The sequence below is a fragment of the Chitinophaga filiformis genome (assembly GCF_023100805.1).
Taxonomy (GTDB): domain Bacteria; phylum Bacteroidota; class Bacteroidia; order Chitinophagales; family Chitinophagaceae; genus Chitinophaga; species Chitinophaga filiformis_B.
This window is the reverse complement of sequence record NZ_CP095855.1, coordinates 4,145,232-4,169,479: the sequence shown is the minus strand read 5'-3', so window position 1 is coordinate 4,169,479 and position 24,248 is coordinate 4,145,232. Positions and strand designations below refer to the sequence as shown.

Sequence of the window (24,248 nt, the reverse complement as noted above, 5' to 3'; positions counted from 1 at the left end):
TATCAAAAGCTTTCAACTATGTCAACGTACTGGACTTCTGCGCAGGAAATTATGCTGCCCTGCATCCGGGATAAATATTTCAAGTACGAGTTACTTTCCGGCGATCATACTTTCGGTCACCTTATATCAGGGGAAGTAAAGGTTATTATTGCCAATCAAACCCATACCCTGAAGCCTGGCGACACCTGGTTCTGTCCGCGCAACCAGCTGACAACATTCATCAAATATGCCAAAGATGGGCAACCTTACAGATCGGTCACTATCAGCCTGAGAACAGAGCGTTTGAAAGACTATTATACCCGCCATGAACTCATACCGACATCTGACCAAACTCATGGCATCAGATATTATGAGCGTCATCCATTACTTGATAGTTTTTTTGGCTCACTCCTTCCTTACTTTGAAATGGAAGAAGGTGTTCCCCCGCCGATAGTAGCAGTAAAAATAGAGGAAGCGATTACCATTCTGCGTACACTTGATACCGGCATTGACCGATGTCTCGCAAATTTCTCCGAACCTGGAAAGATCGACCTGTGTGAGTTCATGGAGAATAACTTTATGTTTAACATGCCGCTGCAAAAATTCGCCTACTTTACGGGCCGCAGCCTGACTACGTTTAAAACAGATTTTAAAAAGGCGTTTCAAATCAGCCCCCAACGATGGCTCACGCAGAAAAGACTGGAACTGGCACACTATTATCTCAGTGAAAAAAACCGTAAACCGGCAGATGTCTACCTCGAAGTGGGATTCGAAAACCTCTCACACTTCTCTTTTGCTTTCAAAAAGCACTTTGGCTATTCGCCGACAGAAGCTGTAGGTTACAGGCAGAAAATTCGCACTACTTAATCACGCCTGCTAAACATCTTTTTTATCTTAATCCCTTTTTATTGTATATACGACAAATATCCAGCCTTTTTGTATATTTATACCGGCTACGTATCTTAGATTGTCATGCGTAAAAATTCCCACAGTGATGAAGAACTACTGGAGCAGATCCAATTAAACAAGGATGCTGCCGCTTTTACCGCTTTATATGAGCGTTACTGGGAAAAGCTGCTTACACTTGCCTACATGCGCCTTCAATCATCTGCAGATGCCCAGGAAGTAGTACAGGAAGTTTTCCTCGACATCTGGAAAAGAGCAGAAAATATCTCTCTGGAACATTCTTTCCATACATATATATCCGCCGCACTCAAATATAAAATACTGACACTCTTAGCAAAACGCAAAAACGAACAGGAAAAAAGCGCGCTATTGGTATGCGATGAAGCCGATGCCAGTACAGAACAATGGCTTAGCTACCAGCAGTTACGCCAGGAGCTGGAGCAAACCGTACAAACCCTTCCCGAGAAATGCCGCCTGGTATTTCGCCTGAGCAGGGAGAAAGGCATGAGTGAAAAACAGATAGCCAGCACCCTTAATATTTCCATTAAGACAGTAGAAGCCCATATCTCCAAGGCGCTGAAAACGCTGCGCACCTCCCTTCAGCATCTCCACTCCTTTTTCCTCTGGTAAAAATTTTTTTTGGTGCACTAAGGGAAACCGCTTTTATCCCAAGACTATATATAAAAGAGGCCCTACAATGAGCGATCTGACATCAGAACAGATATCCCGGCTTGCCGATAAATGGTTGAAAGGAACTATCAGCCAGGAAGAAAAGGCTTTGTTTGAAGCATGGTATAATAGTGTACCTGAAGGAACTATTGACTGGAACGACGAAACGGCGCATTCCCGCCAGGCACTTCGTGAACACCTGCTGCAACAGATCAGTGAACGGATGGAAGAGAAAAGGCCTCTTTCTTTATACCGCCGGATGCCAGCCCGGTACCTCCGTGCAGCGGCGGCGGTAGCTCTGCTGATCATTGCCGCCGGCATTTACTGGTTTAGCGTCAAAAAACAGGCGCCATCTCAACTTGCTGCGGGCAATATTAAAAACAATATCCAGCTCAAACCCGGCGGTAACAAAGCCACCCTAACACTGGCCAATGGCAATGTCATAGCGCTCGAAGATGAACAGAACGGCGCCCTTGGACAACAGAACAACACAAAGATCATTAAGCTGAATAACGGTCAGCTTGTTTATAACAGCGAACAGGAAAAATCAGGCAATGCGCCTGCCGTCTTCAATACCCTTTCCGTGCCCCGTGGCGGCAAATATAACATCACGCTTGCCGACGGTACAGTGGTATGGCTAAATGCTGCAAGCAGCCTCACCTTTCCTGCTGCCTTTACAGATAAGGAACGGCAGGTCACTTTAAGTGGTGAAGCATATTTCGAGGTAGCTACCGACCCATCCCGTCCCTTTAGCGTAAAGGTCGGAGACATGCAGGTAAAGGTATTGGGGACACATTTTAATATTATGGCCTACAACGATGAACAGTCTGTAAACACCACACTATTACAGGGGGCAGTGAAAATACAGAGTACCACAGGAGAAGCGTTGCTGAAACCGGGACAACAGGCTAAAATGGATCACGCAGGCAAGGTACAGGTAGTTCATGCCGACCTGGATGCTGTCATTGCCTGGAAGAATGGCCTGTTCAGCTTCAACAATGCCTCCATTGAAGAAGTAATGCGACAGGTAGCCCGCTGGTTCGACGCGGAGATCGTATACCCGGATGGCATTCCACAGGACCGCTTCCAGGGGGAAATAGACAGAAGCTCAGATATAACGGCCGTACTGAAAATACTGGAGGCCAGCGGGGTTAAATTCACCGTACAGGGACATAAAATACTGGTAAGATCCTGATAAAGGAAAGACAACATTTTTATCAACCAAAATTGAATGCAGGTATGGATAATGCACCTTGAATCCGCCTGTCTGTATACCTGTAATAAAACAGGGGCGATTGAGCCCGCCCCTGCCACGTTTGAGCTATACAGGCAATAAATAATCCGCTGAAGATCAATTATCACTCACACCCAAACACTGCAAATCTATGCAATTGTATGATTATGTGAAAGCCATAGGTGTACCCGGGCTTTCACCAACCAAAATTGAACATCGCAGCATAGTAGAAAAACTGAGACTATTCCCTATGCGCAAAATGCTCCTAGTTATGAAAATGATCGTTATTTTAATGACAATCGCCTGTTTGCAGGTAAGCGCTGCCGGCTACGCCCAAAAGCTGAGCTTATCCGCAAAAGACCGGCCGTTAGAGGACGTGTTCCGGGAGATCAAAGAGAAAACCGGCTACCTGTTCTTTTATAAGATAGGTATGCTGAAAAATGCCCATAAGGTAAGTGTGCAGGTGGAGAATGGCGATCTGCGGTATGTGCTGGACCTTATATTCAATAAACAACCCTTTACCTACGAGATCGTAAATAAAACAGTAGTGGTAAAGCCCCGGCAATCAGACCTGCTGATGGTGATGCCTGACGAAGCGCCCGCCGGTAATGTTTCCGGAAGGGTGACCGATGAAAAGGGACATCCGCTGCCTGGCGTGTCCGTGCAGGTAAAAGGTACCTCCAAAGGCACACAAACCAATACTAACGGAGAATACCAGTTATCCGGCCTGGCAGACAATGCCGTCCTGGTGTTCCGCTATATAGGCTTCCAGCCACAGGAAATACCGGTGAACGGACGCAATACCATTACTGTTACCCTCTCCTCAGGCGCGCTTGGCCTGGGAGATGTGGTAGTGGTGGGCTACGGTAAACAATCCCGCCAGAACCTGATCAGCGCTGTCAACACCGTAAAAGCCGACGATTTGAACAAAGGCGCTATTACCGATGTAGGGCAGTTGTTGCAGGGTAAAGTACCCGGCCTGAACGTATCTGCGAGCGGCGATCCGAATGCGGTTGCGGCCGTAGTACTGCGCGGCGCTTCCACACTGAATGCTTCACAGGGGCCATTCTATGTTATTGATGGTATTCCGGGGGCTGATATCTCTGTTATTGCGCCCGACGATATTGCTTCTATAGATGTACTTAAAGATGCCGCTGCTACCGCCATCTATGGTAACCGTGCTGCCAACGGCGTGATCATGGTAACTACCAAAAGGGGGAAAAAGGGGCAATTGCAGGTGTCATACAGCGGATATGCTGGCATCGAAAAAGTATCCAACAACCTGAAGATGATGACTGCGGAAGAATTGCGCAGTTTCCTTACAAAGAATGGCCAGTCCTTTTCCCCTGCCGACGACAAAGGCGCTAATACCGACTGGCAGGCAGCCATACAAAGAAAGACCGCCGTATCGCATAACCACAACCTTTCCCTGAGCGGCGGCTCAGAACATAGCACTTATGTGGCAAGCCTGAACTACACCAAAAAAGAAGGTATCCTGCTGAACAGCGATCTTGAACGCGTTATTGCCCGCCTGCAGCTGGAACAATATGCCTTGAACGACAGGGTGAAATTCGGCGTGAATGTGATGAACTCCAACAGCAGTGCTGACGACATTCCGTACCGTAACGTAGTGCTGCTGCAATCAGCCCTGCACCTGCCTGTTTCGCCTATAAAAAATGCCGACGGATCCTGGTTTGAGAACTTCACTACGCAGGGCTATTATAACCCTGTTGCAATGATGAATAACAGCCAGATGAACACCAAATACAACAATCTTGTAGGAAGCTTCACCACACAGGTGAAACTGCCATTCGGATTTACCTACGATCTTAATCTTTCCTATATCGGGTTCACCTCTACTCATGGTGAATACTACAACAAATATTTCACGACAAATTATAACAGCATGTATGACAATCCCAATCCCGGATTGGGTTTTCATAGTCCTCAGACCTTCGGCCAGAATGGACAGGCCACCAGGAATTCTTACCAGAATACCACCAAAGTGCTGGAAACTTTCCTGACATGGGATAAAACCTTCGGACGTCATATCATCAACATGGTGCTGGGGTACTCCTGGCAAAACAATAAAATAGGAGACGGATTCCAGGTCACCACCAGCAATTTCCCTGTGGACAATATCGGGTATAACAATCTGGCATTGAGTAATCCTTACGCCATATCAGGCTTCCAGGTAGGATTTGGCCCTGATGGCGTTTACCAGGAGAACAGGCTGATATCGAACTTTGCCCGTCTGAACTATAACTACGGTAATAAATATCTGCTGCAGGGATCTGTAAGAAGAGACGGTAGTTCCGTGTTCGGTACCAACAATCAATGGGGTTATTTCCCGTCTGTTGGTCTTGCATGGCGCCTCAGTGAGGAAAATTTCATGAAAGGCATCACCGCTCTGACAGACGTAAAGCTGAGAGCCAGTTATGGCGTAACGGGTAACGCATCCGGCTTCAATGCCTACACATCCAGGTTCATCTCGGGCACCCTTGGTACCTACTACTATAACGGTATGTCAATAGCAGCCAGCGGCCCTGTACAGGCAGCAAATCCTGACCTGAAATGGGAAAAGACGGCTACTTCCAATATAGGTGTGGACTTTGCCATCCTGAAGGGCAAACTTAATGTTTCAGTAGACGCGTATAACAAAAAGACAACCGGCATGATCTACTCCTACAGGGTAGACCCGATACTTGTTCCTACAGGCACTATTGTTGCCAATGGCGGCAGTATGCGAAACAAAGGGATTGAAGTGAGCATCAATGCCACACCGGTACAGAATAAAAACTTCAGCTGGACCAGCAGCCTGAATGTTGCGCACAACCAGAACAGGATCACCAGTCTGAGCAACCCGCTCTTTGCGGGCGGCGACTCCGTACTGCTGGCCTTCCCAGAAGGCGCCGGCCAGTCGGGCCACTCTTTACAGATACTGAAAGAAGGTAAACCACTGGGACAGTTCTTCTCCCTGGTCTATGCCGGTAAGGACGCCAATGGCGTTTCACAATATGTGGGCGGCGACGGCAAACTGACTACCACCCCGGTAGTAGGAACAGACTATCACTACATAGGCAATGCACAACCTAAACTGCTGATGGGATGGGCCAACAGTTTCCACTATCGTCAGTGGGACCTGAGCATCTTCCTGAGAGGTGTTTTTGGCAACAAGATATTCAATGCTACACGAGCAGACCTGTTCAGACCTTCCACTGCCCAATATACCAACATCCTGAAAGATGCGGCCAGTGAAAGTACTGCTGACTTTAACGCCTACCTCTATTCCGACCGCTTTGTAGAAAGCGGCAGCTACCTGAGATTTGACAATGCCAGCCTTTCCTACAATTTCAAGAACCTGGGACCATATATCAAAGGACTCAGATTATATGTAACTGCCAACAATCTTTTTGTTATTACAGGCTTTCACGGCGTAGACCCTGAAGTGAACCAGGGCGGTATAGCACCGGGGGTAGATTACAATAACTTCTATCCTAAGACACGCACTTTCTTATTCGGCGCGAACATATCCCTGTAAGTGAACAAGTTAAAATCTTCATTATGAAAAAATTACTTCAATATATAAGCATTCCTTTGCTGATGAGCGTATTGGGCGCCTGTTATAAACTGGATGTACCCATCACAACTGAATTGACGCCGGATGTATTTCCGCGGGACAGCGCACAGTTTGTTGCAGCCTCAGGCCCGGCCTATGTAGCTTTAAGAGGAAACATTTCGGTGGAATACTTCTTTCTGCAGACATTGTCCACCGATGAAGCCATCTTCCCTGCCAGGGGAGGCAACTGGTACAACGGTGCAGAATTCCAGCAATTGCACTACCACACCTGGACAAAAGACAATGGCCTGGTAAACGGCAACTGGACCTGGCTTTCCACGATCATAGGAACAACGAACCAATCCCTGTCGATACTGTCTAAAAATGTTCCGGAGGGAGCTTTTAAACAGAGAACTATTGCAGAACTCAGGATGATCCGTGCGCTGGCTTATTTCATGATGATGGACAATTATGGTAATGTACCTCTTGATACAGTGAATGGCGACTTTAGTCCAAAACCTAATGTTCCCCGGGCACAGGTGTTTACTTTCGTGGAACAGGAAATCAAAGCCTGCATTCCTGACCTTGGCACTGACCCTATAGCCACATATGGCAGGGCCAATAAATGGATGGCTTATACCCTACTGGCAAAAATGTACCTGAATGCTCAAATATACACAGGTACCGAAAGGAACAATGACTGCATCGCAGCCTGCGATAATGTGATACAATCCAATCAATATGCGCTGGAACCTAAAAACACATATCTGCAGATGTTCTATCCCAATAACGGGCCTCAGATGAAAGAGTTCATTTTCGCTATACCTTTTGATCCTTCCTGGGCAAACACCATGCCCTTCAGGTCACAGAACCTGCATGCACGCTATGATATTCCGAGAGGGCTTGCGCAACAGAAGTATCATCTTCCCTTTACACCAGATGGCGCAATCTGTACCCTGCCGGAATACTATGTCAATTTCAACGATCCCGGTGATATCAGGAACAAACAATGGCTCACTGGCCTGCAATACCTGGACGATGGGGTAACACCTGCTACTGTTACTACCACAAAGAAGGGATATGATCAGTTCTATACCGGTGCGGATGGTTCGGCCCCTTTCACCTATCAGATCGATCTGAAGCCGGAAGTGACCCTGCGCCAGGATGTAGCTTCTTTTGACGCGGGCAATGACGAAATTGCCTGGAACATGGGTTACCGTAACACCAAGATCTTCCCGGACGCTACATCGCTGAACAGGAACCAGAAAAATGATATCCCCTTCTTCCGTTACTCAGATGTTCTCCTGATGAAAGCGGAAGCTATATTAAGGGGCGGAGCATCCACACTGGGCCAGACTGCACTTTCACTGGTTAACCAGCTGAGGGCAGAGCGCAGCACTTCGCCGGCATGGTCAGCTGTCACACTCGAAGACATCTATGCAGAAAGGGCCCGTGAATTTGCCTGGGAATCCTGGCACAGGAATGATGTGATCCGCTTTGGCAAGTATGAAGGAAAATGGGGATTCAAAACGGATGCAGATCCCAATCACCGCATTTTCCCTATTCCAACTACCGCCTTTCAGCTCAACCCGGCGCTTAGCCAGAACCCGGGATATCCGCAATAAAAGCATTGTACAACACAAAATTTACACCCGGCGTAACAACACCGGGTGTAAATTTATCCGCAGTTATTTAATTTCACCGCAGGATGCGTCTGATATACGTCCGGCGCTCCCGCAATCATTTTTTTTCAATATCACCTCACCATCAGATAATGAAGATCTCTTTCCCAGCCAAAGCGCGCCAACGCCGGTATTACATGGCCCTGTTCCTGTCCTTTTGCTGCTATACTCATGCAGCTGCACAGCTTAACAAAGCGGAAGCCACTGCACTCATCGGCAGGATACTGCCGGGCAAAGCAGCTGCGTTCAAGGTCGAAAGTCTGCCGGCAAAAGCGGCCAGGGATTCCTTCGAGATAGAGAGCAACGGGGGAAAGATCATTTTAAGAGGGAATAACGGCGTGGCCATTGCCTCAGCCCTGTACCATTACCTGGCTGAATACGCGCATTGCCAGATCACCTGGAACGGCACCAACCTGCGTCTGCCCGATCGCCTGCCCCTTGTACCGCAACAAGTGCAAAGGCGTTCACCATATCAGTACCGTTACTACCTGAATTACTGTACGTTCAATTATTCGATGAGCTGGTGGAACTGGGAACGCTGGGAAAAAGAAATAGACTGGATGGCATTGCATGGCATTAATATGCCGCTGGCGATCACGGGAGAAGAGTATACCTGGTACCTTGTATATAAAGACCTGGGATTTACTGATGCAGAGTTACAAGACTTCTTCAGCGGCCCCGCCTATTTCGCCTGGTTCTGGATGGGCAACCTGGATGGCTGGGGCGGTCCCCTGCCCCTTAGCTGGATGAAAAGCCATCATGCCTTACAGGTAAAGATCCTGCAAAGGGAAAGGGCTTTGGGTATGAAGCCCGTATTGCCCGCCTTTACCGGCCATGTGCCTACAGCTTTCAAAAAGAGATTTCCTGCTGCAAAACTGATAACGACCAACTGGAAGAACGGCTTTGCCGATACGGAGATCCTGGATGCGGCTGATCCGCTTTTCGCCATGCTGGGTAAAAAATTCCTGGAAAAGCAAACACAGTTGTACGGTACTGATCATTTATACTCTGCGGATACGTTCAACGAAAACGAACCGCCCTCCGATGATCCTTCCTTCCTCTCCGGATTGAGCGCAAGGGTCTATGAAGGCATGAAACAGGCAGATACTGCCGCTGTATGGGTCATGCAGGGCTGGTTGTTCTATAGCGACAGGAAGTTCTGGAAAGCCCCGCAGGTGGAAGCTTTGCTAAAAGCCGTACCAAACGATAAAATGATCCTGCTGGACCTGGCCGCTGAAATTGAGCCGGTATGGAAAAGAACGGATGCCTTCTATGGCAAACCCTGGATCTGGAATATGCTGAACAACTTCGGTGGGAATGTCAACCTGTTCGGAAGAATGGAAGGAGCCGCCTCAGGTCCCGCACTTGCATTGAATGATGCCAGTTCAGGTAACATGGCTGGCATTGGTCTTACCATGGAAGCGATCGAACAGAACCCGGTGCTGTATGAGCTGATGATGGAACATACCTGGCAATCCCAGCCTGTCCCGCTGGATGACTGGTTGCGCAAATATATCCGTAACCGCTATCGTAGCGAAAATGCAGACCTGGTCAAAGCCTGGGACATCCTGAAGCATACTGTCTACAACGGTCAGGCTATCAGGGACGGCGCGGAATCCATCATTACCGGCCGCCCTACTTTCGATTCCACTGCCGAATGGACACGTACCCGCCTCAATTACCCACCGCTGGAACTACTACCTGCCTGGGACCTCTTCATCAAAGCTGCTGCCGCGGGTATCAACACCGACGGTTTCTGTTATGACCTGGTAGATATCAGCAGACAGGTACTGGCAAACTATGCACTCCCTCTGCAACAGCGTTGGGTGCGTGCCTTCAGGGAAAAAGACAATGCCGCCTTCAACACATACAGCAGCCGGTACCTGGCGCTGATCAGCGATATGGATAACTTATTAGCTACCCGCAAAGATTTTATGCTTGGACCCTGGCTGTCTACTGCCCGTAGCTGGGGAGCTACCAGTGCAGAAAAAGCGCTGTATGAACACAATGCACGTGATCTCATCACCTTATGGGGCGATGCCAACAGTCCGCTGCACGAATATGCCAACCGCCAGTGGAGCGGCTTGCTGAACGATTTCTACAAGCCCCGCTGGAAACAATTCTTTCAAATACTGCAGCACTCCCTGCAAACAGGGACAACGCCCGACCTGGCCGCCTTCGACAAACAGATACGCGCCTGGGAATGGCAGTGGGTCAACCGTCAGCAGGCATTCGCAGTTAGCCCACAGGGCAACAGTATACAGACTGCCCGGAGGTTGTATGATAAATACAGAACAGTCATAGAAGAAGCATATCAAAATAAATGATCCGCTAAAAAAGATTAAAACAACCTATCCTATCCCTCTACAACGGCGGAATTCTGCACTGGTGTACATTAAGAGTAACTTACCTTCAATGTGCACCGGGTGCAAATTCCGCCACTTTTTCGTTTTGGAGAACTGGTACGTGAAGCGGAGATCTCTCCGAGAATACTTTCAAAAGAGTTGCAGGAACTTGAAATGAACCTCCTGATCACCCGCAAGGTTTGTAATACCAAGCCGGTGACGGTCGAATATTCAGCCACGCCATACAGCAGATCATTGATGGAAGTAATTGACGCAATGGTTCGCTGGGGTACCCGGCACAGAGAGATGGTCACGGCAGCATCTGCCAATGCATAATCCGGGAAAAAGCCTTATATTTCATTTCAACATCAGCAGTTAATCCATGAAAAATCTCATTACGACCTTACTTTTACTATTGATCGTCGCCCAAGTGTTCTCCCAGCGGGGAACAACAAATGATAGTCCTGCGAAACTGACAGACGGCATTTCCATTGCAGCACTGAAAGACGAAAAGATGGATGGGAACAAGATAAATATGCTGGCTGAAGAGATTGGCAAAAATACTTATCCCAACATTCACAGTCTGCTGATTAGCCGGCACAACAAGCTGTTATACGAACATTACTGGCCTGGCGAAGATCAGCATTGGGGCAATTCCATGGGCATGGTGCCACACGAGCGGGACAGCCTGCATGATATCAGGAGCATCTCGAAAAGTATCGTGTCTGCCTGTGTAGGGATCGCTATTCAACAAGGCAAGATCAAAAGTGTTGACCAAAAGGTATTTAGTTTCTTTCCCGCTTATGCCGCACAGGATACGGGCATGAAATCGGCGCTCACTATTAAACACCTGCTTACCATGAGCTCTGGCCTTGTATGGAACGAAGACGTCCCCTACGATAACCCGGAAAACAGCGAAATAAGAATGATCTCGAGCCCTGATCCCGTAGGCTATGTGCTCAGCCAGCCGATGGAAGCGCCTGCAGGGCAGGTCTGGAAATACAATGGCGGAACCACGCAGTTACTGGCCGCGATCATTGAACGCACTACCGGCATGCCGGTGGACCAGTTTGCCCGTGAATATCTCTTTAAACCCTTAGGTATTACTACTTTTGAATGGGTAAAATATCCAGGCACCACCATGCCTGCCGCAGCATCAGGGTTGCGCCTCCGTTCCCGGGACCTGCTGAAGTTCGGGTTGCTGTACAATAACAACGGCATATGGCAGGGCAAACAGATCGTTCCTGCCCAATGGGTAAAAGCCTCTTTTCAGCCCCATGTAAAGCACCCCGGCGGCGCCTATGGCTACCAGTTCTGGATATGGGAAGATAAGGTGGACAACAAGCCGATAACCACCGTAAACTGTGTCGGTAATGGTGACCAACGCATCATCTTTGACAAGGAGCACGACCTGGTGGTCGTTATTACCGCAGGGAACTATAATAAATGGAGCATAAAGAAAAATAGTGCAGCCATTATGAGGGATTATATTGTTCCTGCTGCAGAGAAATAAATGTACGCATGGAAAACCTGCTGAGATATCTCAATACACTAATGCCACTGTCAGCTGAGGGCGTGACGGCATTGATGCCTGCGCTGAGCAGGCGGGAATTCAGGAAAAATGAGTACCTGTTACAGGAAGGTCAGGTGTGTAATGCCCTGTTTTATATTGACACCGGCTTTTGCAGAAGTTATCATGTAATTGATGGCGTCGAAAAAAATACCGGCTTCTTTTTTGAGAATGACATCGCCACCAATATCAACAGCTTTGGCAGCGGGAAAAGATCTGGCTTCAGTATCATTGCCTGCGAGCCATTAAACGCCATTGTTTTCGATAAGGGCGAGTTATTCCGGGCCGCTGCCAAGGTTCCGGAAATAGAGACCCTGGGACGTTTATGCATCCGTTTATTCGCTTCCAAGCAGGAAGAGTTCTCCTCGCTCTTCAAGCTATATTCCGCCAGTGAGCGGCTGGCATACATTGAAAAACATCATCCCCATATGTTGCAAAGGGTTTCCCTGACCCAACTCTCGTCGTTCCTGGGAGTGGCCAGAGAAACGCTCAGCAGGATCAGGAAACGCCGCGCGGTGTCCTGATATTTTGTGACGATCGTCACAGCGTTGAAAGTGGAGATGTACAGAACTTTGTGCTCATCGCAAAAAAGTAAAACACATGTCAAAACTTAGAAAAATCGACGCGGAAACCAATGTTATCACCTGGTTTGAAATTCCCGTGCTGGACTCTGCCAGGGCAAAAGCATTTTACGAAACCATCCTGGATATCCAGATGCAGACGCTTCACCTGGACGAAACAAATGAAGAGTTAACCTTCTTCCCATCCGATCCTTCCGTTGTTCAGGCGACATCCGGACGCGTTAGCGGCGCATTAACAAAATCGGAGCATGCAAAGCCCTCAGCCGAAGGCACAAAAGTTTATCTGAATGCCTATCCTGAGATTGATCTGGTATTAAACAGGGTTGAAGGAGCCGGCGGCAAAATTGTTGTGCCTAAAATGCAGATCAGAGCGGGCCTGATTGCGGTCATTGAAGACACAGAAGGAAACAGGATTGGTTTACATGCAGAGAAATAGCCCCTGTCGGCGCATGCGGGGCATACGGAAAGAGCGTGTTTCTCCCGGCATGTGTTAATCGGAAAACTGCCCGAAGTGCCAGAGAATGCCTGAGGGGTCGTGTACAAAACACTCCTTCCCCCAATCATATGTTCGTATGGGTGTCAGCTTTACGCCCTCGTATTTGGCAGGCAGGTCCAGTTTCAGCAACTCTTCCCAGAAATGTTCTACATCTTCCACTTCCAGGAAGATCATAGAATTATCTATCCAGTCCTGTACATATGCGCGCTGGAGGTAAAAGGCCAGTTCGCCGGTTGTGAAAACGGACATGTCGGGCGACAAAACACCTTCCTCAAAACCCAGATCCCTGTAAAAGTTACGGGACTGTTCGAAGTTCTTCGCTCCGATAAATGGGCGGATAGATACAGCTTTATGTTTCATAATCTGACTTTTTATTGATTGCCAGGACCTGGCCGAATATAAATATAATAAAGCCCGGACAAATTGCCCGGGCCTTATTATAACGAATCGATTAATTAAAGGGTATCATTAATACAGTTTCCTGTAACCTGCGCTTCCCATCAGCGAACCCGGAAGTGGCAGATAGTAATTAGCTGCGTCTACTTTTGCAGATGCCCAGGTGGGGAATTTCGCATTCACCAGTACACCGGTTCCTTCCTGTGCTTTAGCATTCTGTTCCAGGTAAATGTAATATTTGTCGTAGATGGGAGATACAGCATTGTGCGGTCTGATAAAGGCATTCCCATTAATGATGTTCACGCCTGTCTGACCAGTGCTGCCATTGATACGCAGGCTGTTTCCCATTGTATATGCAATGGTATTGTTGGTGAACTGTACGATCGCATTCGCATATCCTCTCATGCTCACACCATCAAGCGATCCATTCCTGAACAGGTTATTGTGGATGATATGCGTAACACCGCTTCCTCCTGAACCATAAAACTGACAAAGTTCGCCCCAGCCATCATGCACATAGTTGTCGTGTGTGTTCGTATTAAGGGTGCGTCCACCGATCAGGATACCGCCATTATGTGCAGAATTTTTTTCCATTGCCCAGTTGGTCACTTCATTGTTGTAAACCTCCAACCGGTCGATAGCAGCGGTCTGTATACCATCCTTGCCAATGTCCTTTACCTTATTGTTATAAATCTTCACGTTCCTCCACATAATAGGCTGCACATACTGATGACTTGTAGTCATTGCGGACGTGGCTCCATAGTAGGGCGCATTGGCAGTGAGATCCCAGTAGGTAGCTGTATGACCGATATACATCGCTTCATTTGCCGTGTTGCGGATCACCAGGTCATGTATCAGCAGATTATTCATCGTGGTATTCGGATACACTGTAGTAGCATCGCCGCTGACAGGATCTGTTTTCGCTACAATACCATTACCACCGTTCTGAATAGTCAGATTGGACACTTCAATATTATCACTCTTATTACCGATCTGCAGATCATAATAAGCCTCTCTTGCAGCCTGGGTTGAACCACTGATGATAACCTGCGACTGTCCTGACTGTCCACCGAAACGGATATAATGGCTATTCCAGAAAACACATGCTACGCTATAGGCGCCACCATTCCATGACGGATTGCCGATCGTTACTGTGCTGCCAGCAAGGTTGCGGATAATGATCGGCGCTGAGGCGCTTCCACTGAGATTCACTACCTGGATCGCTTTAAATGAGCCTTTCAGGTTGATGACATCTCCTGGCTGGTAGGTTTTGGCCGTGTTGTCGATCAACAGGCGTCCGTATGCGTCAGGAACAAGTGTAAATTGTCTTCCTGTTGTTGCGGTAACAGCCAGATTGTTGTCTGTGGATAGCTTTTCCGTTAAAATGTCTTCTTTTTGGCAGCTTGCAGCGAGAAAAAGTACAGCTGCGCCAATCATTGATTGGACAATGTTGTTAAGATTCTTCATGTTTGCTAATAAAGGATACGGTTAAAATTTTGGGCACGGTCACTCAAACCGTCCACGAATGTTGTGATTATTCAGATTAATTACGTGTGTAAATAAATTCGATCCGTTGTGGTATTCTTCCGCTGTTTTTCAATATGCTCTCCGATATGTCTTATGCTCTTCCGTTGGGCTTCATTGGCAGGCATCGTTATGTTGAACCGATGCTAAACATTACATGACAAAGTAATTGCTGATTTCTTCTTCTATTGCGATGCAAAGTTAGGAATTATTTTAAAAACCAAAAACGAAAAATATCCGCTGACTAAACAAAATATATTCAGTAACAGTAACTCATCAATGAATTCAGCGACTGTTTACTATCTTGTGTCGCCGATTACACGGTAATTATTCGTTCACTGAAACCCTGCACTATGACAAAACGTGTCGGCCTGACAATCATATTGAGCATGATCACAGGCCTTGTATATTCTCAGGCTGTCAAAACAACAGAAGAAAAAGAACTGTTGAAGAAGATTGACGTTTTCACCAACACGAACCGGCAAGGATGGTATGACCTGGAAACACTGATGAACAGCCTTCCCGACAGCGAAATTGTACAACGTACGGAAAAATTCCGCAATGCACCTTTCATCAAAGCATTCAATTCGTTCGCACAGGCAAATGGCGATCAGTATGCAGCAGTACGCATGTCAAAGTTTGCGCAATATGCGCCTCCTCCGGCGGCGTTGCTGGCCCTTGACTGGGACACCACCAGCCTCCGCAATGCGGGCAGCCTGACCGGTAACATTGATCTGTTTTCAGTGGCGCTTCTCAGAACATTTGATCCTGCAATGACTGCACAGATCGCCAACTCCATGTTTGCCGCTGCCATATTTTCTGATTCTACATTACAGGAACACGCACTTCGTTACTACCGTACAAAAGGACTGTATGGCATGCAGGTGTATACGCAGCTTCTTTCCGGCGACCTCTGGCAGGTTTGGGCGGCAGACCGTACGCTGGCAGTGTCTTTCCGGTATGATCTGAGACGGGGAATTATCTCAGCGCCCAGCCGGACTAAGCTGGATGATCCGGCATATACGAAGATCATATGGTCTCGTTCCATCGTAAAACCAGCAGATGAAACCGTCCAACTTATGGATGATCTTTTGCAGTCGATCTGGAACAGCTATCCAGCCTCGGGATATGGCAGCGATGATCTCCTTTACGTTCACAGGCAACAACAAACTGAAAAACTGGCAGCCTTCCTCAGCAGCAATCGCAGGCGTTACAAGGCAGCAAGGGAACAGGAGCTGCGCTCGCTGGCACCACCACCACCCGCACTAACAGGCTTCAGGGAGCTGACTACCATAGCGGACGATATCACACCCTACAGAGATAGCGCCTACAATGCCGCTACTCTCCTTCATCCACATCAATGGGGCTCTGCCATTCAGATGGCAGCGCTTCCCTACTTTGAAATAAGCGCAAAAGATTATGCGAGACGAGTGCAATACAATGCCATATTCGGTGTAAATAGCTATGCACGCCGCCTCAACGAAAATGAATGGGAAGTTTGGGTAGTGGGCACACTGGATGCCTGTACTTATATATGGGATCTCAGCTCGGGCCATATCAGCAAGCCCCGTTACTGGGTAAGGGAAGAAGCCGGAACCTGAGGTATTACCGTGGCTAACTTCCGGGGCAAAATCAGCACCCTCATTTAAGCTCATATAAGTTGCATAGGATCAGCATATGACCGACATTAACCGCCGGTATTCCGCTCATCGAATCGAAAGACTATCGGGGGTTAATGCTGGTCATATGCCCGTTACCTATTCGTAATATCCTCCGACCAAAACATGCTTTCAATAACCTTCACTTTATAATTTTTCATAATCAAGCAGGATCACACCAGATGTCGACGTAACAGTCCGCCTGAGTTTCAGATCTGTCCTGCTTTTCAGATCCGAAAAGAGCGGCTTTCCTCCGCCCAGGATCACAGGATGCATCGCCAGCAGATAATTATCAACAAGTCCCAGGTTAACAAAAGTGGTGATCAGCTTTGCGCCGCCATAAAGCCAGATATCCTTTCCGGGTCGGTCTTTCAATTCATTCACCCTATCAGCAATATCCGAGGTAATATATACTGCATCGTCGCTTTCATTCTGTTGCGTTGAAAAAACATACTTGTTTTTACTATGCACGCTCTCCCATAGTTTCTTTTCCGCTAAAGATGCATCAGCAGCAGGTTGATATTGCCCCCACAAATCGTAACTCAATCTCCCGTAAAAGATCGTATCGATCCGCGCCAGAAACTCGTTGAAATGCGACGTAATACCCTCCTCCGACCCTGGTCCGTCATCAGTGATACACCAGTCTATCTCGCCATTGGGTCCTTCAATGAAGCCGTCCAGCGTTACTGCAAGATTTAAGATCACTTTTCTCATATTGTATGCTTTATGTACTATTTTTTTCCGCCAGGTTCGTCTAAAAATTTTTTTTATTATTATTTTTCTATTAACTTACTATTACAAATAACGCAATTTATTAACCCGCTTTGTTTGTGAGAACTCTATATACCCGAATTAAATAATCATTCGAAATTTGGTATTAAAGTTTGGTTTTACCCCGATAGCAGGAATGCGCTGATTCCCTTTGAAATAACTATAGCATTATGTTAAAGATCGCTGCCACAATAATTTTTTCCCTCATACTCATTTCCACTTATGCGCAGGTTTCAGTTCAAGGCAAAGTGACTGACAATAACCGGAACCCGCTGGCATTTGCCACCGTGAGCATGCAACAGGGAAAGATCGTTGTTTATAATACGCTTACAGACAGCACGGGTCATTATTTACTCTCCAATATAAAACCAGGGGAATATAAACTGCTTGTTCGCCCGGGCACATTCAGGGACACTATTATACCGCTCGCAATCCACAAAGACACAACACTACATATATCGTACGACAAAATACAAACATTATCGGAAGTGGTGATACGATCCCAAAAACCTGTCTTCGAACGGACCATTGACCGTCTGCGGTTTAACGTAGCAGGTACTGATCTTGTATTCGGCAACAATATATGGGACGTCCTTGAAAAAACACCGCTGGTCAACGCTTCTTCCGATGGTACACTCGAGATCAGTGGTACAGCCAACGCAATTGTCTACATCAACAATAAAAAGAAAATACTCAGCGGAAATGCACTTAAAAACTACCTTAGTAGCATTCCGTCGGATAATCTTGAAGCCATCGAAGTGATGACCACCCCACCCAGCAAGTACGACGCCGAAGGTGGCGCAGGCATCATCAACATCATCATCAAAAAGAATAAAGCAGAGGGCCTTAACGGCAATTCCGTGCTGAGCGCCAGACAAAGCGCTGTCAATTCACAGGCCGCCAGCATATATCTCAATCACCGCAAGGGGAAATGGAATATTTATACTGATCTCTATGCAGGGAACAGGAAAAGAAAACCGGATTTTAATAAAAACATCCACTACCCTGCCGGCGACGGTGATGGTCTCGTGCAAAGAAACATTCACGCTTCCAACGAGTTCCGGGTATTGTATCCCGGGGCCAACCTGGGTGTGGATTATCAGCTCAATCGTAACAACGTGATAGGTGTGTTGTTCGACTATTCCGGCGACTGGCATAAGGAAACACGGGATGCCTATAGTCGCGACCACTATGGGCACGCAGATTCCCTCCGGTTCACCAGCAACAAAGACGATCTCAATTCCCAGACATATTCACTGAATCTCAACTACCAGGGAAAGCTCGATTCCACAGGTACTACGCTCAGTGTAGACCTGGATATACTGGAATACAGGTCCGGCAATAAATCGCTCAGTAAAACAGAAGTACTTGATATAGACACCTATAAATCCATTCTAACAACAGACTGGTTCAGGAGCTCTGCTCCACAAAATATCAGTAACAAATCTGCAAAAGCGGATCTCGAATGGCCTATAGGTAAAAAATCGTCTCTCGACCTGGGCGCAAAGGTGTCACTGTCATCGATCGATAATAATCTCGTGTTCGAAAACTGGACGCCGGACTACACCTGGGTACATGACCCCACCAGGAGTAACCTGTTCAAATATGACGAGAACATCAGTTCCCTGTATGCCATATGGAACAGCGAAATAAATACCCAATGGAGCTATCAGCTGGGGATGAGAGTAGAGAATACTGTGGCCAAAGGATGGCTGAACGGATCAAGAGTTGTAGACAGGAACTATACCAATGTCTTTCCTACGGCATTTCTGAAATACACTACAGCTAAAAACAGGACATATGTACTGGCCGTATCCAGCAGGATCACCCGGCCAGGTTTCTGGGATGTGAACCCCTTCAGGACTTATACCACAGACCAGACCTATTTCGAAGGTAATCCCTTCCTGAAGCCCTCAAAATATTACAGGCAGGAACTCAGTCATACACTGGAAGGAAAAACAGGCACTTACACCTTCCAGGTAGCTGCCAGCCAGCTGTTGGACGAGTTCTATGCATTGCCCTACAATCCTTCAGGAAATATTATTGCCAACAGGAAAACAAACTACGGTAACAAATACAGTTATTCCGGCGCGATGGTGTATTACAATAAGCTCCTTCCCTGGTGGACACTGTCCGGCTCCGTATTGACAGGATATGTCATCTCCCGGGGAAAATATGCAGACAGTGTCAATATAGACAATGAATCTTTCGTAGTGAGCCTTTCCGCCAATCAGACCTTTAGCATCTCAAAGAAAAAAGGGCTTTCCTGTACAGTGATCGCAAAGAACACATTCCCGGTAACTATCGTCAATACCAGGATCTCCAACAGGCTGGAAACCGAGATCAGACTGAGAAAGACCATACAAAGCTTCAACATTGTGCTGTCCGCACAGGACCTGTTCAAAAGCAATATGGACAGATATAACATTGTGCTGGACGGTCTGCGGATCATCGACAAGAACTATCACGATACGCGCAGTGTAGCGCTTTCGGTAAGCTATAATTTCGGCAAATCGACAGTAAAGAGTAAAAGAGACCGGGACACCGGAAACGATGACGTAAAAGGAAGAATTATGTAGTTAACCAACACCCCTGAATCCATCTGCTGTTACAGGCGTTTCTTTAGTTTCATTTCAATCCCGATAAATGAAAGGGCAATTGCCATGTCCTTACCGATGGCACAATTTTTTTATTCTTTAAACCTGAAATTTTATGAAGAAAAAAACCAGGATCGCACCACAACCCGAACAGAAAAGTATCATTGATGAAGCACTGAAGTCTTCACAGAACGAGCAGCTTGACCTCTACAAAGCTATTTTTGGTGGCGTAGGCGCTGACTGTCCTGTTGTTGCCGTTAGCAATCTGCGTTCAAGAGCATCTGCTTACGATAAGCACGATACTTTCTTACAGGCAATTGGTTAATTAACCGGCAGTATAGCCAATCTATCAGCAGATAGATTGGCTATCTATACTCAACCCCGTTTCTACTATGAAAAAGATAAGCTCATTCGTGCTCAAAATTGCCAGCCGGTGTAATCTCAACTGTTCGTACTGTTACATGTATAACCTGGGCGACAAGACCTATATGAACCAGCCTAAGTTCATGTCTATCGATACTATCAGCGCGCTGGCAGACAGATTACGGTCATACTGCAGCGCTGCAGATATAAGGTTTGTACAGATCGTCTTCCATGGAGGTGAACCCCTGCTGCTGAGTAAAGAATTTTTCCGCGAAAGCATTGAGATCTTTACCAGCACCTGCCCTGATATCGAATTCTCCTATACCATTCAAACCAATGGCGTACAGCTGGACAGCGACTGGTATCATTTCTTTAATGAGTACCAGGTGAAGATAGGGATCAGCTTTGATGGTCCGCGGCAACAACATGACCGTTACAGGGTATTTCATAACGGGAAAGGTTCCTACGAAGAAGTAGCAAAAGCTGTGAGGCTGGGAAAAGACAATGGCCTTACCGGCATACTGATGGTCCTGAACGTGGATATACCGCCCGCCGAATTTTACGAGGAGATCAAACAGCTGGGCGTAAGGAACCTGAACCTTCTATTTCCCGATGGTCATCACAGCAAATTACCGGGAGGATTTGACCTTAAAAGAGTATCCGAAGAAGAATATACGCCTTATGCAGACTGGCTCATCGCATTGTTCGTATTATGGAAAAAGGATAAGAGCAGACCAGCCATCCGGCTTTTTGAGAACCTCATCGCCCTGCTGATGGGCAATGAGCATATCGGTAACCAGGCCATAGGAAAGAAAACCAATGGCGTTGCCGTCATAGAGACCAACGGCGGAATAGAGGTGGTTGATTCATTAAGGGCTTGTTATGAGGGCATCACAAGGAACAATATCAATGTACATACAGGAAAGATAGAAGATCTTTTCGGAGACGATGTTTTTGAGCTCTTCTACAACTCCCATGAAATGGTTTGCGAGCAATGCCTGAACTGCCCTGTTTACGACATCTGTGGTGGCGGCTTCCTGGGCAACAGGTTTTCGGAGGCCAATGGCTTTGATAATCCCACTATTTACTGCAAAGATATTATCCGCCTGGTCAGTTTCCTGCAGAACGATATTCTGGAAAGCCTTCCGCATGAAACGGTTGAACAGATAGGTGTTGAGAAGATGTCTTACGAAGAAGTAATGGAAGAGCTGAAAAGACCTGCCCTCAACAGGATTGACAAGCACGTACAACAAAAATTAACTTCATTTAAACAACTATCATGATGGAGCTAAAAAAAGGAATCGGCTTGTACAGCAAGCTGCCCGGCATTAATGACCAGTTGTATATTAACGCCGGCACCATCCCTGCCACAGCAGACACCGGGCTTTATTACCATCCCGGCTCATATATTCCCAGACATGAATGGAGACATCTGCAGCCGGCCGAATCAAAATTATTAGTAAGCAATACTGCTGCCGGCACAGATTTCAGCAAAAGCATCTACGTGGGAGAAATACCGGAAACGCTCAGGCGCTCTTTCGCAACACTTGGCCTTGACCAGGTGAAGGAACTGGACAAAGTGTACCCGGCGCTCAAAGAGAATGAAAGCATCGTAAAGCAGATAACAGAAGAACTGGAAGCATTCCTGCGCCCATTGTCTGCCAGCAGGAATTATAAGTTTCACCGTATTACAAGGGCAATGCCTAACCGTGAAACCATCACCTGTCATTATATTGATGAACAGTTCATCTATATCGGCTTACATATCGACCAGAGTAAACGTTTTACACCACATACTGCCTATAGGTCGGGCAACCGCATTTCCATTAACCTGAGTAAAGAGAACCGCTGGCTGGCTTTCATTAACCTTTCTATGCGGCAGGTGGTAAATATGTTGAGAGAAAAGATGGATGTGTCTGAAGTGAACCCCGACAATATCGCCTATTATTTCTTTCAGCACTATTCAGATTATCCGGCTCTTAAAATTGAGATCAAACCTTATCAATATTACATAGCGCCCACGGACAATTTCTTTCATGATGCCACTACACTGGGTAACAGGGAAATAGATGTAACCATCGTTTACACGGGCATTTTTGACAAGGTAAGCCTAAACAACTAGTGTATGAAAATGATCAAAGGCATACGCTTACATAGCCAGACCGCTGATGGGTATCGTGCTGTTTCCATCAACACAGGAGTATTACATCATGCCGGCCAGGACAAACAGGCGGTCAATTACGAAGGGCTTTCCTTCGTGCCTGACTTTGAAGAAGGCGCATTCCTGCCAAAGCGGAACTGGCGGCCGCTGGACAGTACAGAAATAAATATACTAAAGCCCGTGGGTAAACATGATATTGGCAAAACGATCTGCCTGGGAGATATCCCGGACGACCTGCGATCGCTGTTCGAACAGTTGCACCTGGAGCAGTGCAGAAACAGGGAGGATGTCTTTGCAGCATTCAGGGACAATCCCGCGCTGACTACCGAAATCAACAGATTGACTGATCAGTTCCTCCAGGGCAAATCCAATGGGTATCCATTCAGGTTCCATTACCTTGGCACCAATCTGCCCGATCTTGAAGTAACAGCCTGCGACACTACCGTCATGCCGGCAGGTTACAAGGAGCAGGATAAGAAGTATATGGGCATCCATAACGATGGTACGGCGTATGTGTCTCCCTACCAGTTGCATAAACTCGGGAACAGGCTGACGATCAATCTTGGTGCAGAACCCCGCTCCTTCCTCTTCCTGAACCTCACTATGGTACAGGCGCTGAATAAGCTGAAGCAGGTAATGGATGTGAACAATCATAAGATAGACATCATCAACATTGCGGAATATTTCTTCAGATATTTCCCTGATTATCCCGTGGTGAAGATCACACAGCATCCATACCAGTACTACATTGCCCCGACGGATAATTGTTTCCATGACGGATCCACGCTGGGCATGAAGTCGCTGGACATCATCCTGGTCTATTTCGGCATGTTCCGTTGCCAGCCCTGACACACCCTTCAAACCTGTTAAACATGACACAATTAAAAAAAGGGATCACTATCTATAACCAGCTGCCTGAAAACTATGATGCCATCAGCATCAATTCAGGAACAGTTCACCATGCGACACAAACAGCGCCAGCTGTCAGCTTCCAGGGCTTTAACTATGTACCCCGATATAATGATGACGCGTATGTCATCAAAAGGGACTGGCGGGCATTGAATGATGCGGAGATCAGGTGCCTGCAGGCAAACGGTCGCCGTAATGATTACAATACCGTCTACCTGGGCGATATTCCGGGAAAGCTCAAAGAACAATTCCAGTCGCTCTCTTTAGCCGGAGCTGCGAACAGGGATGAAGTAATGGAAAAACTGGCGGCAAGCCCGGAAAAGACCAAAGCGCTCAGTGAACAGCTCAATGCATTCTTACAACCACTGGCCAATAAACAGCCGTTCAAATTCCATTGTATCGGCATCAACTTCCCCAATATTGAGCTGGTGGCCTGTAATACCACCAAACTGCCGGCGGGCTACAAACCGCAGGATATCAGGTATATGGGCATGCACAATGATGGTACAAAAGATATGACCATCTATACTGCCAATAAAGCCGGCAACAGGATCTCCATCAATATCGGAGAGGAAAGCAGGTCATTCCTGTTTGTAAACCTCTCTATGGTACAGGCTATCAACATGCTGAAGAAGAAAATAGATATAGTGGAGCACAATGTCAACATCGCTAATATTGGCCGCTTCTTCTTCCAGCATTACCCCGATTATCCGGTTTTAAAGATCCGTCAGCAACCTTACCAGTTCTATATTGCTCCAACCGATAACTGTTTCCATGATGGCTCAACACTGGGCAGCTCTACGCTGGATGTCACTATGGTTTATTTTGGCAACTTTCAATATTAATGT

20 protein-coding genes are annotated in these 24,248 nt (G+C 47.1%); 17 read left to right on the top strand and 3 right to left on the bottom strand.

Annotated elements, in window-relative coordinates; all coding sequences use genetic code 11:
• The first annotated feature begins 18 nt into the window (after positions 1 to 18).
• The 10 genes from MYF79_RS16695 to MYF79_RS16650 all read left to right on the top strand — a co-directional run bounded on the left by MYF79_RS16695 (position 19) and on the right by MYF79_RS16650 (position 12,961).
• A complete protein-coding gene (locus MYF79_RS16695; protein WP_247808790.1) occupies positions 19 to 846 on the top strand; it encodes an AraC family transcriptional regulator in 828 nt (275 codons plus the stop codon).
• 105 nt (positions 847 to 951) lie between these two features.
• Positions 952 to 1,515, top strand: coding sequence for an RNA polymerase sigma-70 factor (locus MYF79_RS16690; protein WP_247808789.1), 564 nt, complete (start codon positions 952 to 954; stop codon positions 1,513 to 1,515).
• A gap of 67 nt (positions 1,516 to 1,582) precedes the next feature.
• Positions 1,583 to 2,749: a FecR family protein gene (locus MYF79_RS16685; RefSeq protein ID WP_247808788.1), complete on the top strand. Its 1,167-nt coding sequence runs from the start codon at positions 1,583 to 1,585 to the stop codon at positions 2,747 to 2,749.
• A 310-nt stretch (positions 2,750 to 3,059) separates the two neighbouring features.
• On the top strand, positions 3,060 to 6,329 hold the full coding sequence (locus MYF79_RS16680) for a TonB-dependent receptor (RefSeq protein WP_247808787.1): 3,270 nt from the start codon (positions 3,060 to 3,062) through the stop codon (positions 6,327 to 6,329).
• A 23-nt stretch (positions 6,330 to 6,352) separates the two neighbouring features.
• A complete protein-coding gene (locus MYF79_RS16675; RefSeq protein ID WP_247808786.1) occupies positions 6,353 to 7,972 on the top strand; it encodes a RagB/SusD family nutrient uptake outer membrane protein in 1,620 nt (539 codons plus the stop codon).
• A 149-nt stretch (positions 7,973 to 8,121) separates the two neighbouring features.
• A complete protein-coding gene (locus MYF79_RS16670) occupies positions 8,122 to 10,356 on the top strand; it encodes an alpha-N-acetylglucosaminidase (RefSeq protein WP_247808785.1) in 2,235 nt (744 codons plus the stop codon).
• 99 nt (positions 10,357 to 10,455) lie between these two features.
• Positions 10,456 to 10,710, top strand: a complete 255-nt coding sequence (locus tag MYF79_RS16665; RefSeq protein ID WP_247808784.1) for a winged helix-turn-helix transcriptional regulator — start codon at positions 10,456 to 10,458, stop codon at positions 10,708 to 10,710.
• 46 nt (positions 10,711 to 10,756) lie between these two features.
• Positions 10,757 to 11,887: a serine hydrolase domain-containing protein gene (locus MYF79_RS16660; protein ID WP_247808783.1), complete on the top strand. Its 1,131-nt coding sequence runs from the start codon at positions 10,757 to 10,759 to the stop codon at positions 11,885 to 11,887.
• An 8-nt stretch (positions 11,888 to 11,895) separates the two neighbouring features.
• Positions 11,896 to 12,468: a Crp/Fnr family transcriptional regulator gene (locus MYF79_RS16655; RefSeq protein WP_247808782.1), complete on the top strand. Its 573-nt coding sequence runs from the start codon at positions 11,896 to 11,898 to the stop codon at positions 12,466 to 12,468.
• A gap of 76 nt (positions 12,469 to 12,544) precedes the next feature.
• Positions 12,545 to 12,961: a VOC family protein gene (locus MYF79_RS16650; protein WP_247808781.1), complete on the top strand. Its 417-nt coding sequence runs from the start codon at positions 12,545 to 12,547 to the stop codon at positions 12,959 to 12,961.
• Positions 12,962 to 13,015: 54 nt separating this feature from the next.
• On the opposite strand, the gene MYF79_RS16645 is transcribed toward MYF79_RS16650, so the two are convergent.
• Positions 13,016 to 13,381 carry a VOC family protein gene (locus MYF79_RS16645; RefSeq protein ID WP_247808780.1) on the bottom strand — a complete coding sequence of 122 codons (366 nt, stop codon included), beginning with the start codon at positions 13,379 to 13,381 and terminating at the stop codon, positions 13,016 to 13,018.
• Between the two features lie 108 nt (positions 13,382 to 13,489).
• Positions 13,490 to 14,884 carry a right-handed parallel beta-helix repeat-containing protein gene (locus MYF79_RS16640; protein WP_247808779.1) on the bottom strand — a complete coding sequence of 465 codons (1,395 nt, stop codon included), beginning with the start codon at positions 14,882 to 14,884 and terminating at the stop codon, positions 13,490 to 13,492.
• 410 nt (positions 14,885 to 15,294) lie between these two features.
• Here MYF79_RS16640 and MYF79_RS16635 point away from each other — a divergent pair, with 410 nt between their 5' ends.
• Positions 15,295 to 16,542, top strand: coding sequence for a hypothetical protein (locus tag MYF79_RS16635; protein WP_247808778.1), 1,248 nt, complete (start codon positions 15,295 to 15,297; stop codon positions 16,540 to 16,542).
• Positions 16,543 to 16,746: 204 nt separating this feature from the next.
• Here the strand turns inward: MYF79_RS16635 and MYF79_RS16630 are convergent, their stop codons facing one another.
• The gene (locus MYF79_RS16630) at positions 16,747 to 17,313 is read right to left on the bottom strand and encodes a dihydrofolate reductase family protein (RefSeq protein ID WP_247808777.1); all 567 of its coding nucleotides are present in this window, start codon (positions 17,311 to 17,313) and stop codon (positions 16,747 to 16,749) included.
• 227 nt (positions 17,314 to 17,540) lie between these two features.
• Here MYF79_RS16630 and MYF79_RS16625 point away from each other — a divergent pair, with 227 nt between their 5' ends.
• From MYF79_RS16625 to MYF79_RS16600, 6 genes are all read left to right on the top strand, one after another.
• Positions 17,541 to 19,949: an outer membrane beta-barrel protein gene (locus tag MYF79_RS16625; RefSeq protein WP_247808776.1), complete on the top strand. Its 2,409-nt coding sequence runs from the start codon at positions 17,541 to 17,543 to the stop codon at positions 19,947 to 19,949.
• A 133-nt stretch (positions 19,950 to 20,082) separates the two neighbouring features.
• Complete coding sequence (locus MYF79_RS16620; RefSeq protein ID WP_199656399.1) at positions 20,083 to 20,292, top strand: hypothetical protein; 210 nt, start codon at positions 20,083 to 20,085, stop codon at positions 20,290 to 20,292.
• Positions 20,293 to 20,359: 67 nt separating this feature from the next.
• Positions 20,360 to 21,613: a radical SAM protein gene (locus MYF79_RS16615; protein ID WP_247808775.1), complete on the top strand. Its 1,254-nt coding sequence runs from the start codon at positions 20,360 to 20,362 to the stop codon at positions 21,611 to 21,613.
• Positions 21,610 to 22,452: a hypothetical protein gene (locus MYF79_RS16610; RefSeq protein ID WP_247808774.1), complete on the top strand. Its 843-nt coding sequence runs from the start codon at positions 21,610 to 21,612 to the stop codon at positions 22,450 to 22,452. Before MYF79_RS16615 ends, MYF79_RS16610 begins: the two co-directional genes overlap by 4 nt.
• Before the next feature lie 3 nt (positions 22,453 to 22,455).
• Entirely contained in the window at positions 22,456 to 23,340 is an 885-nt protein-coding gene (locus tag MYF79_RS16605) for a hypothetical protein (protein WP_247808773.1), read from the top strand.
• A gap of 23 nt (positions 23,341 to 23,363) precedes the next feature.
• Entirely contained in the window at positions 23,364 to 24,245 is an 882-nt protein-coding gene (locus MYF79_RS16600; RefSeq protein WP_247808772.1) for a hypothetical protein, read from the top strand.
• The last annotated feature ends 3 nt before the right edge of the window (positions 24,246 to 24,248 follow it).

Bases quoted from the DNA above. Each gene is read 5' to 3' on its own strand.
- MYF79_RS16695 (WP_247808790.1), top strand. From the start codon at position 19: ATGTCAACGTACTGGACTTCTGCGCAGGAAATTATGCTGCCCTGCATC.
- MYF79_RS16690 (WP_247808789.1), top strand. From the start codon at position 952: ATGCGTAAAAATTCCCACAGTGATGAAGAACTACTGGAGCAGATCCAA.
- MYF79_RS16685 (WP_247808788.1), top strand. From the start codon at position 1,583: ATGAGCGATCTGACATCAGAACAGATATCCCGGCTTGCCGATAAATGG.
- MYF79_RS16680 (WP_247808787.1), top strand. From the start codon at position 3,060: ATGAAAATGATCGTTATTTTAATGACAATCGCCTGTTTGCAGGTAAGC.
- MYF79_RS16675 (WP_247808786.1), top strand. From the start codon at position 6,353: ATGAAAAAATTACTTCAATATATAAGCATTCCTTTGCTGATGAGCGTA.
- MYF79_RS16670 (WP_247808785.1), top strand. From the start codon at position 8,122: ATGAAGATCTCTTTCCCAGCCAAAGCGCGCCAACGCCGGTATTACATG.
- MYF79_RS16660 (WP_247808783.1), top strand. From the start codon at position 10,757: ATGAAAAATCTCATTACGACCTTACTTTTACTATTGATCGTCGCCCAA.
- MYF79_RS16655 (WP_247808782.1), top strand. From the start codon at position 11,896: ATGGAAAACCTGCTGAGATATCTCAATACACTAATGCCACTGTCAGCT.
- MYF79_RS16650 (WP_247808781.1), top strand. From the start codon at position 12,545: ATGTCAAAACTTAGAAAAATCGACGCGGAAACCAATGTTATCACCTGG.
- MYF79_RS16645 (WP_247808780.1), bottom strand. From the start codon at position 13,381: ATGAAACATAAAGCTGTATCTATCCGCCCATTTATCGGAGCGAAGAAC.
- MYF79_RS16640 (WP_247808779.1), bottom strand. From the start codon at position 14,884: ATGAAGAATCTTAACAACATTGTCCAATCAATGATTGGCGCAGCTGTA.
- MYF79_RS16635 (WP_247808778.1), top strand. From the start codon at position 15,295: ATGACAAAACGTGTCGGCCTGACAATCATATTGAGCATGATCACAGGC.
- MYF79_RS16630 (WP_247808777.1), bottom strand. From the start codon at position 17,313: ATGAGAAAAGTGATCTTAAATCTTGCAGTAACGCTGGACGGCTTCATT.
- MYF79_RS16625 (WP_247808776.1), top strand. From the start codon at position 17,541: ATGTTAAAGATCGCTGCCACAATAATTTTTTCCCTCATACTCATTTCC.
- MYF79_RS16620 (WP_199656399.1), top strand. From the start codon at position 20,083: ATGAAGAAAAAAACCAGGATCGCACCACAACCCGAACAGAAAAGTATC.
- MYF79_RS16615 (WP_247808775.1), top strand. From the start codon at position 20,360: ATGAAAAAGATAAGCTCATTCGTGCTCAAAATTGCCAGCCGGTGTAAT.
- MYF79_RS16610 (WP_247808774.1), top strand. From the start codon at position 21,610: ATGATGGAGCTAAAAAAAGGAATCGGCTTGTACAGCAAGCTGCCCGGC.
- MYF79_RS16605 (WP_247808773.1), top strand. From the start codon at position 22,456: ATGAAAATGATCAAAGGCATACGCTTACATAGCCAGACCGCTGATGGG.
- MYF79_RS16600 (WP_247808772.1), top strand. From the start codon at position 23,364: ATGACACAATTAAAAAAAGGGATCACTATCTATAACCAGCTGCCTGAA.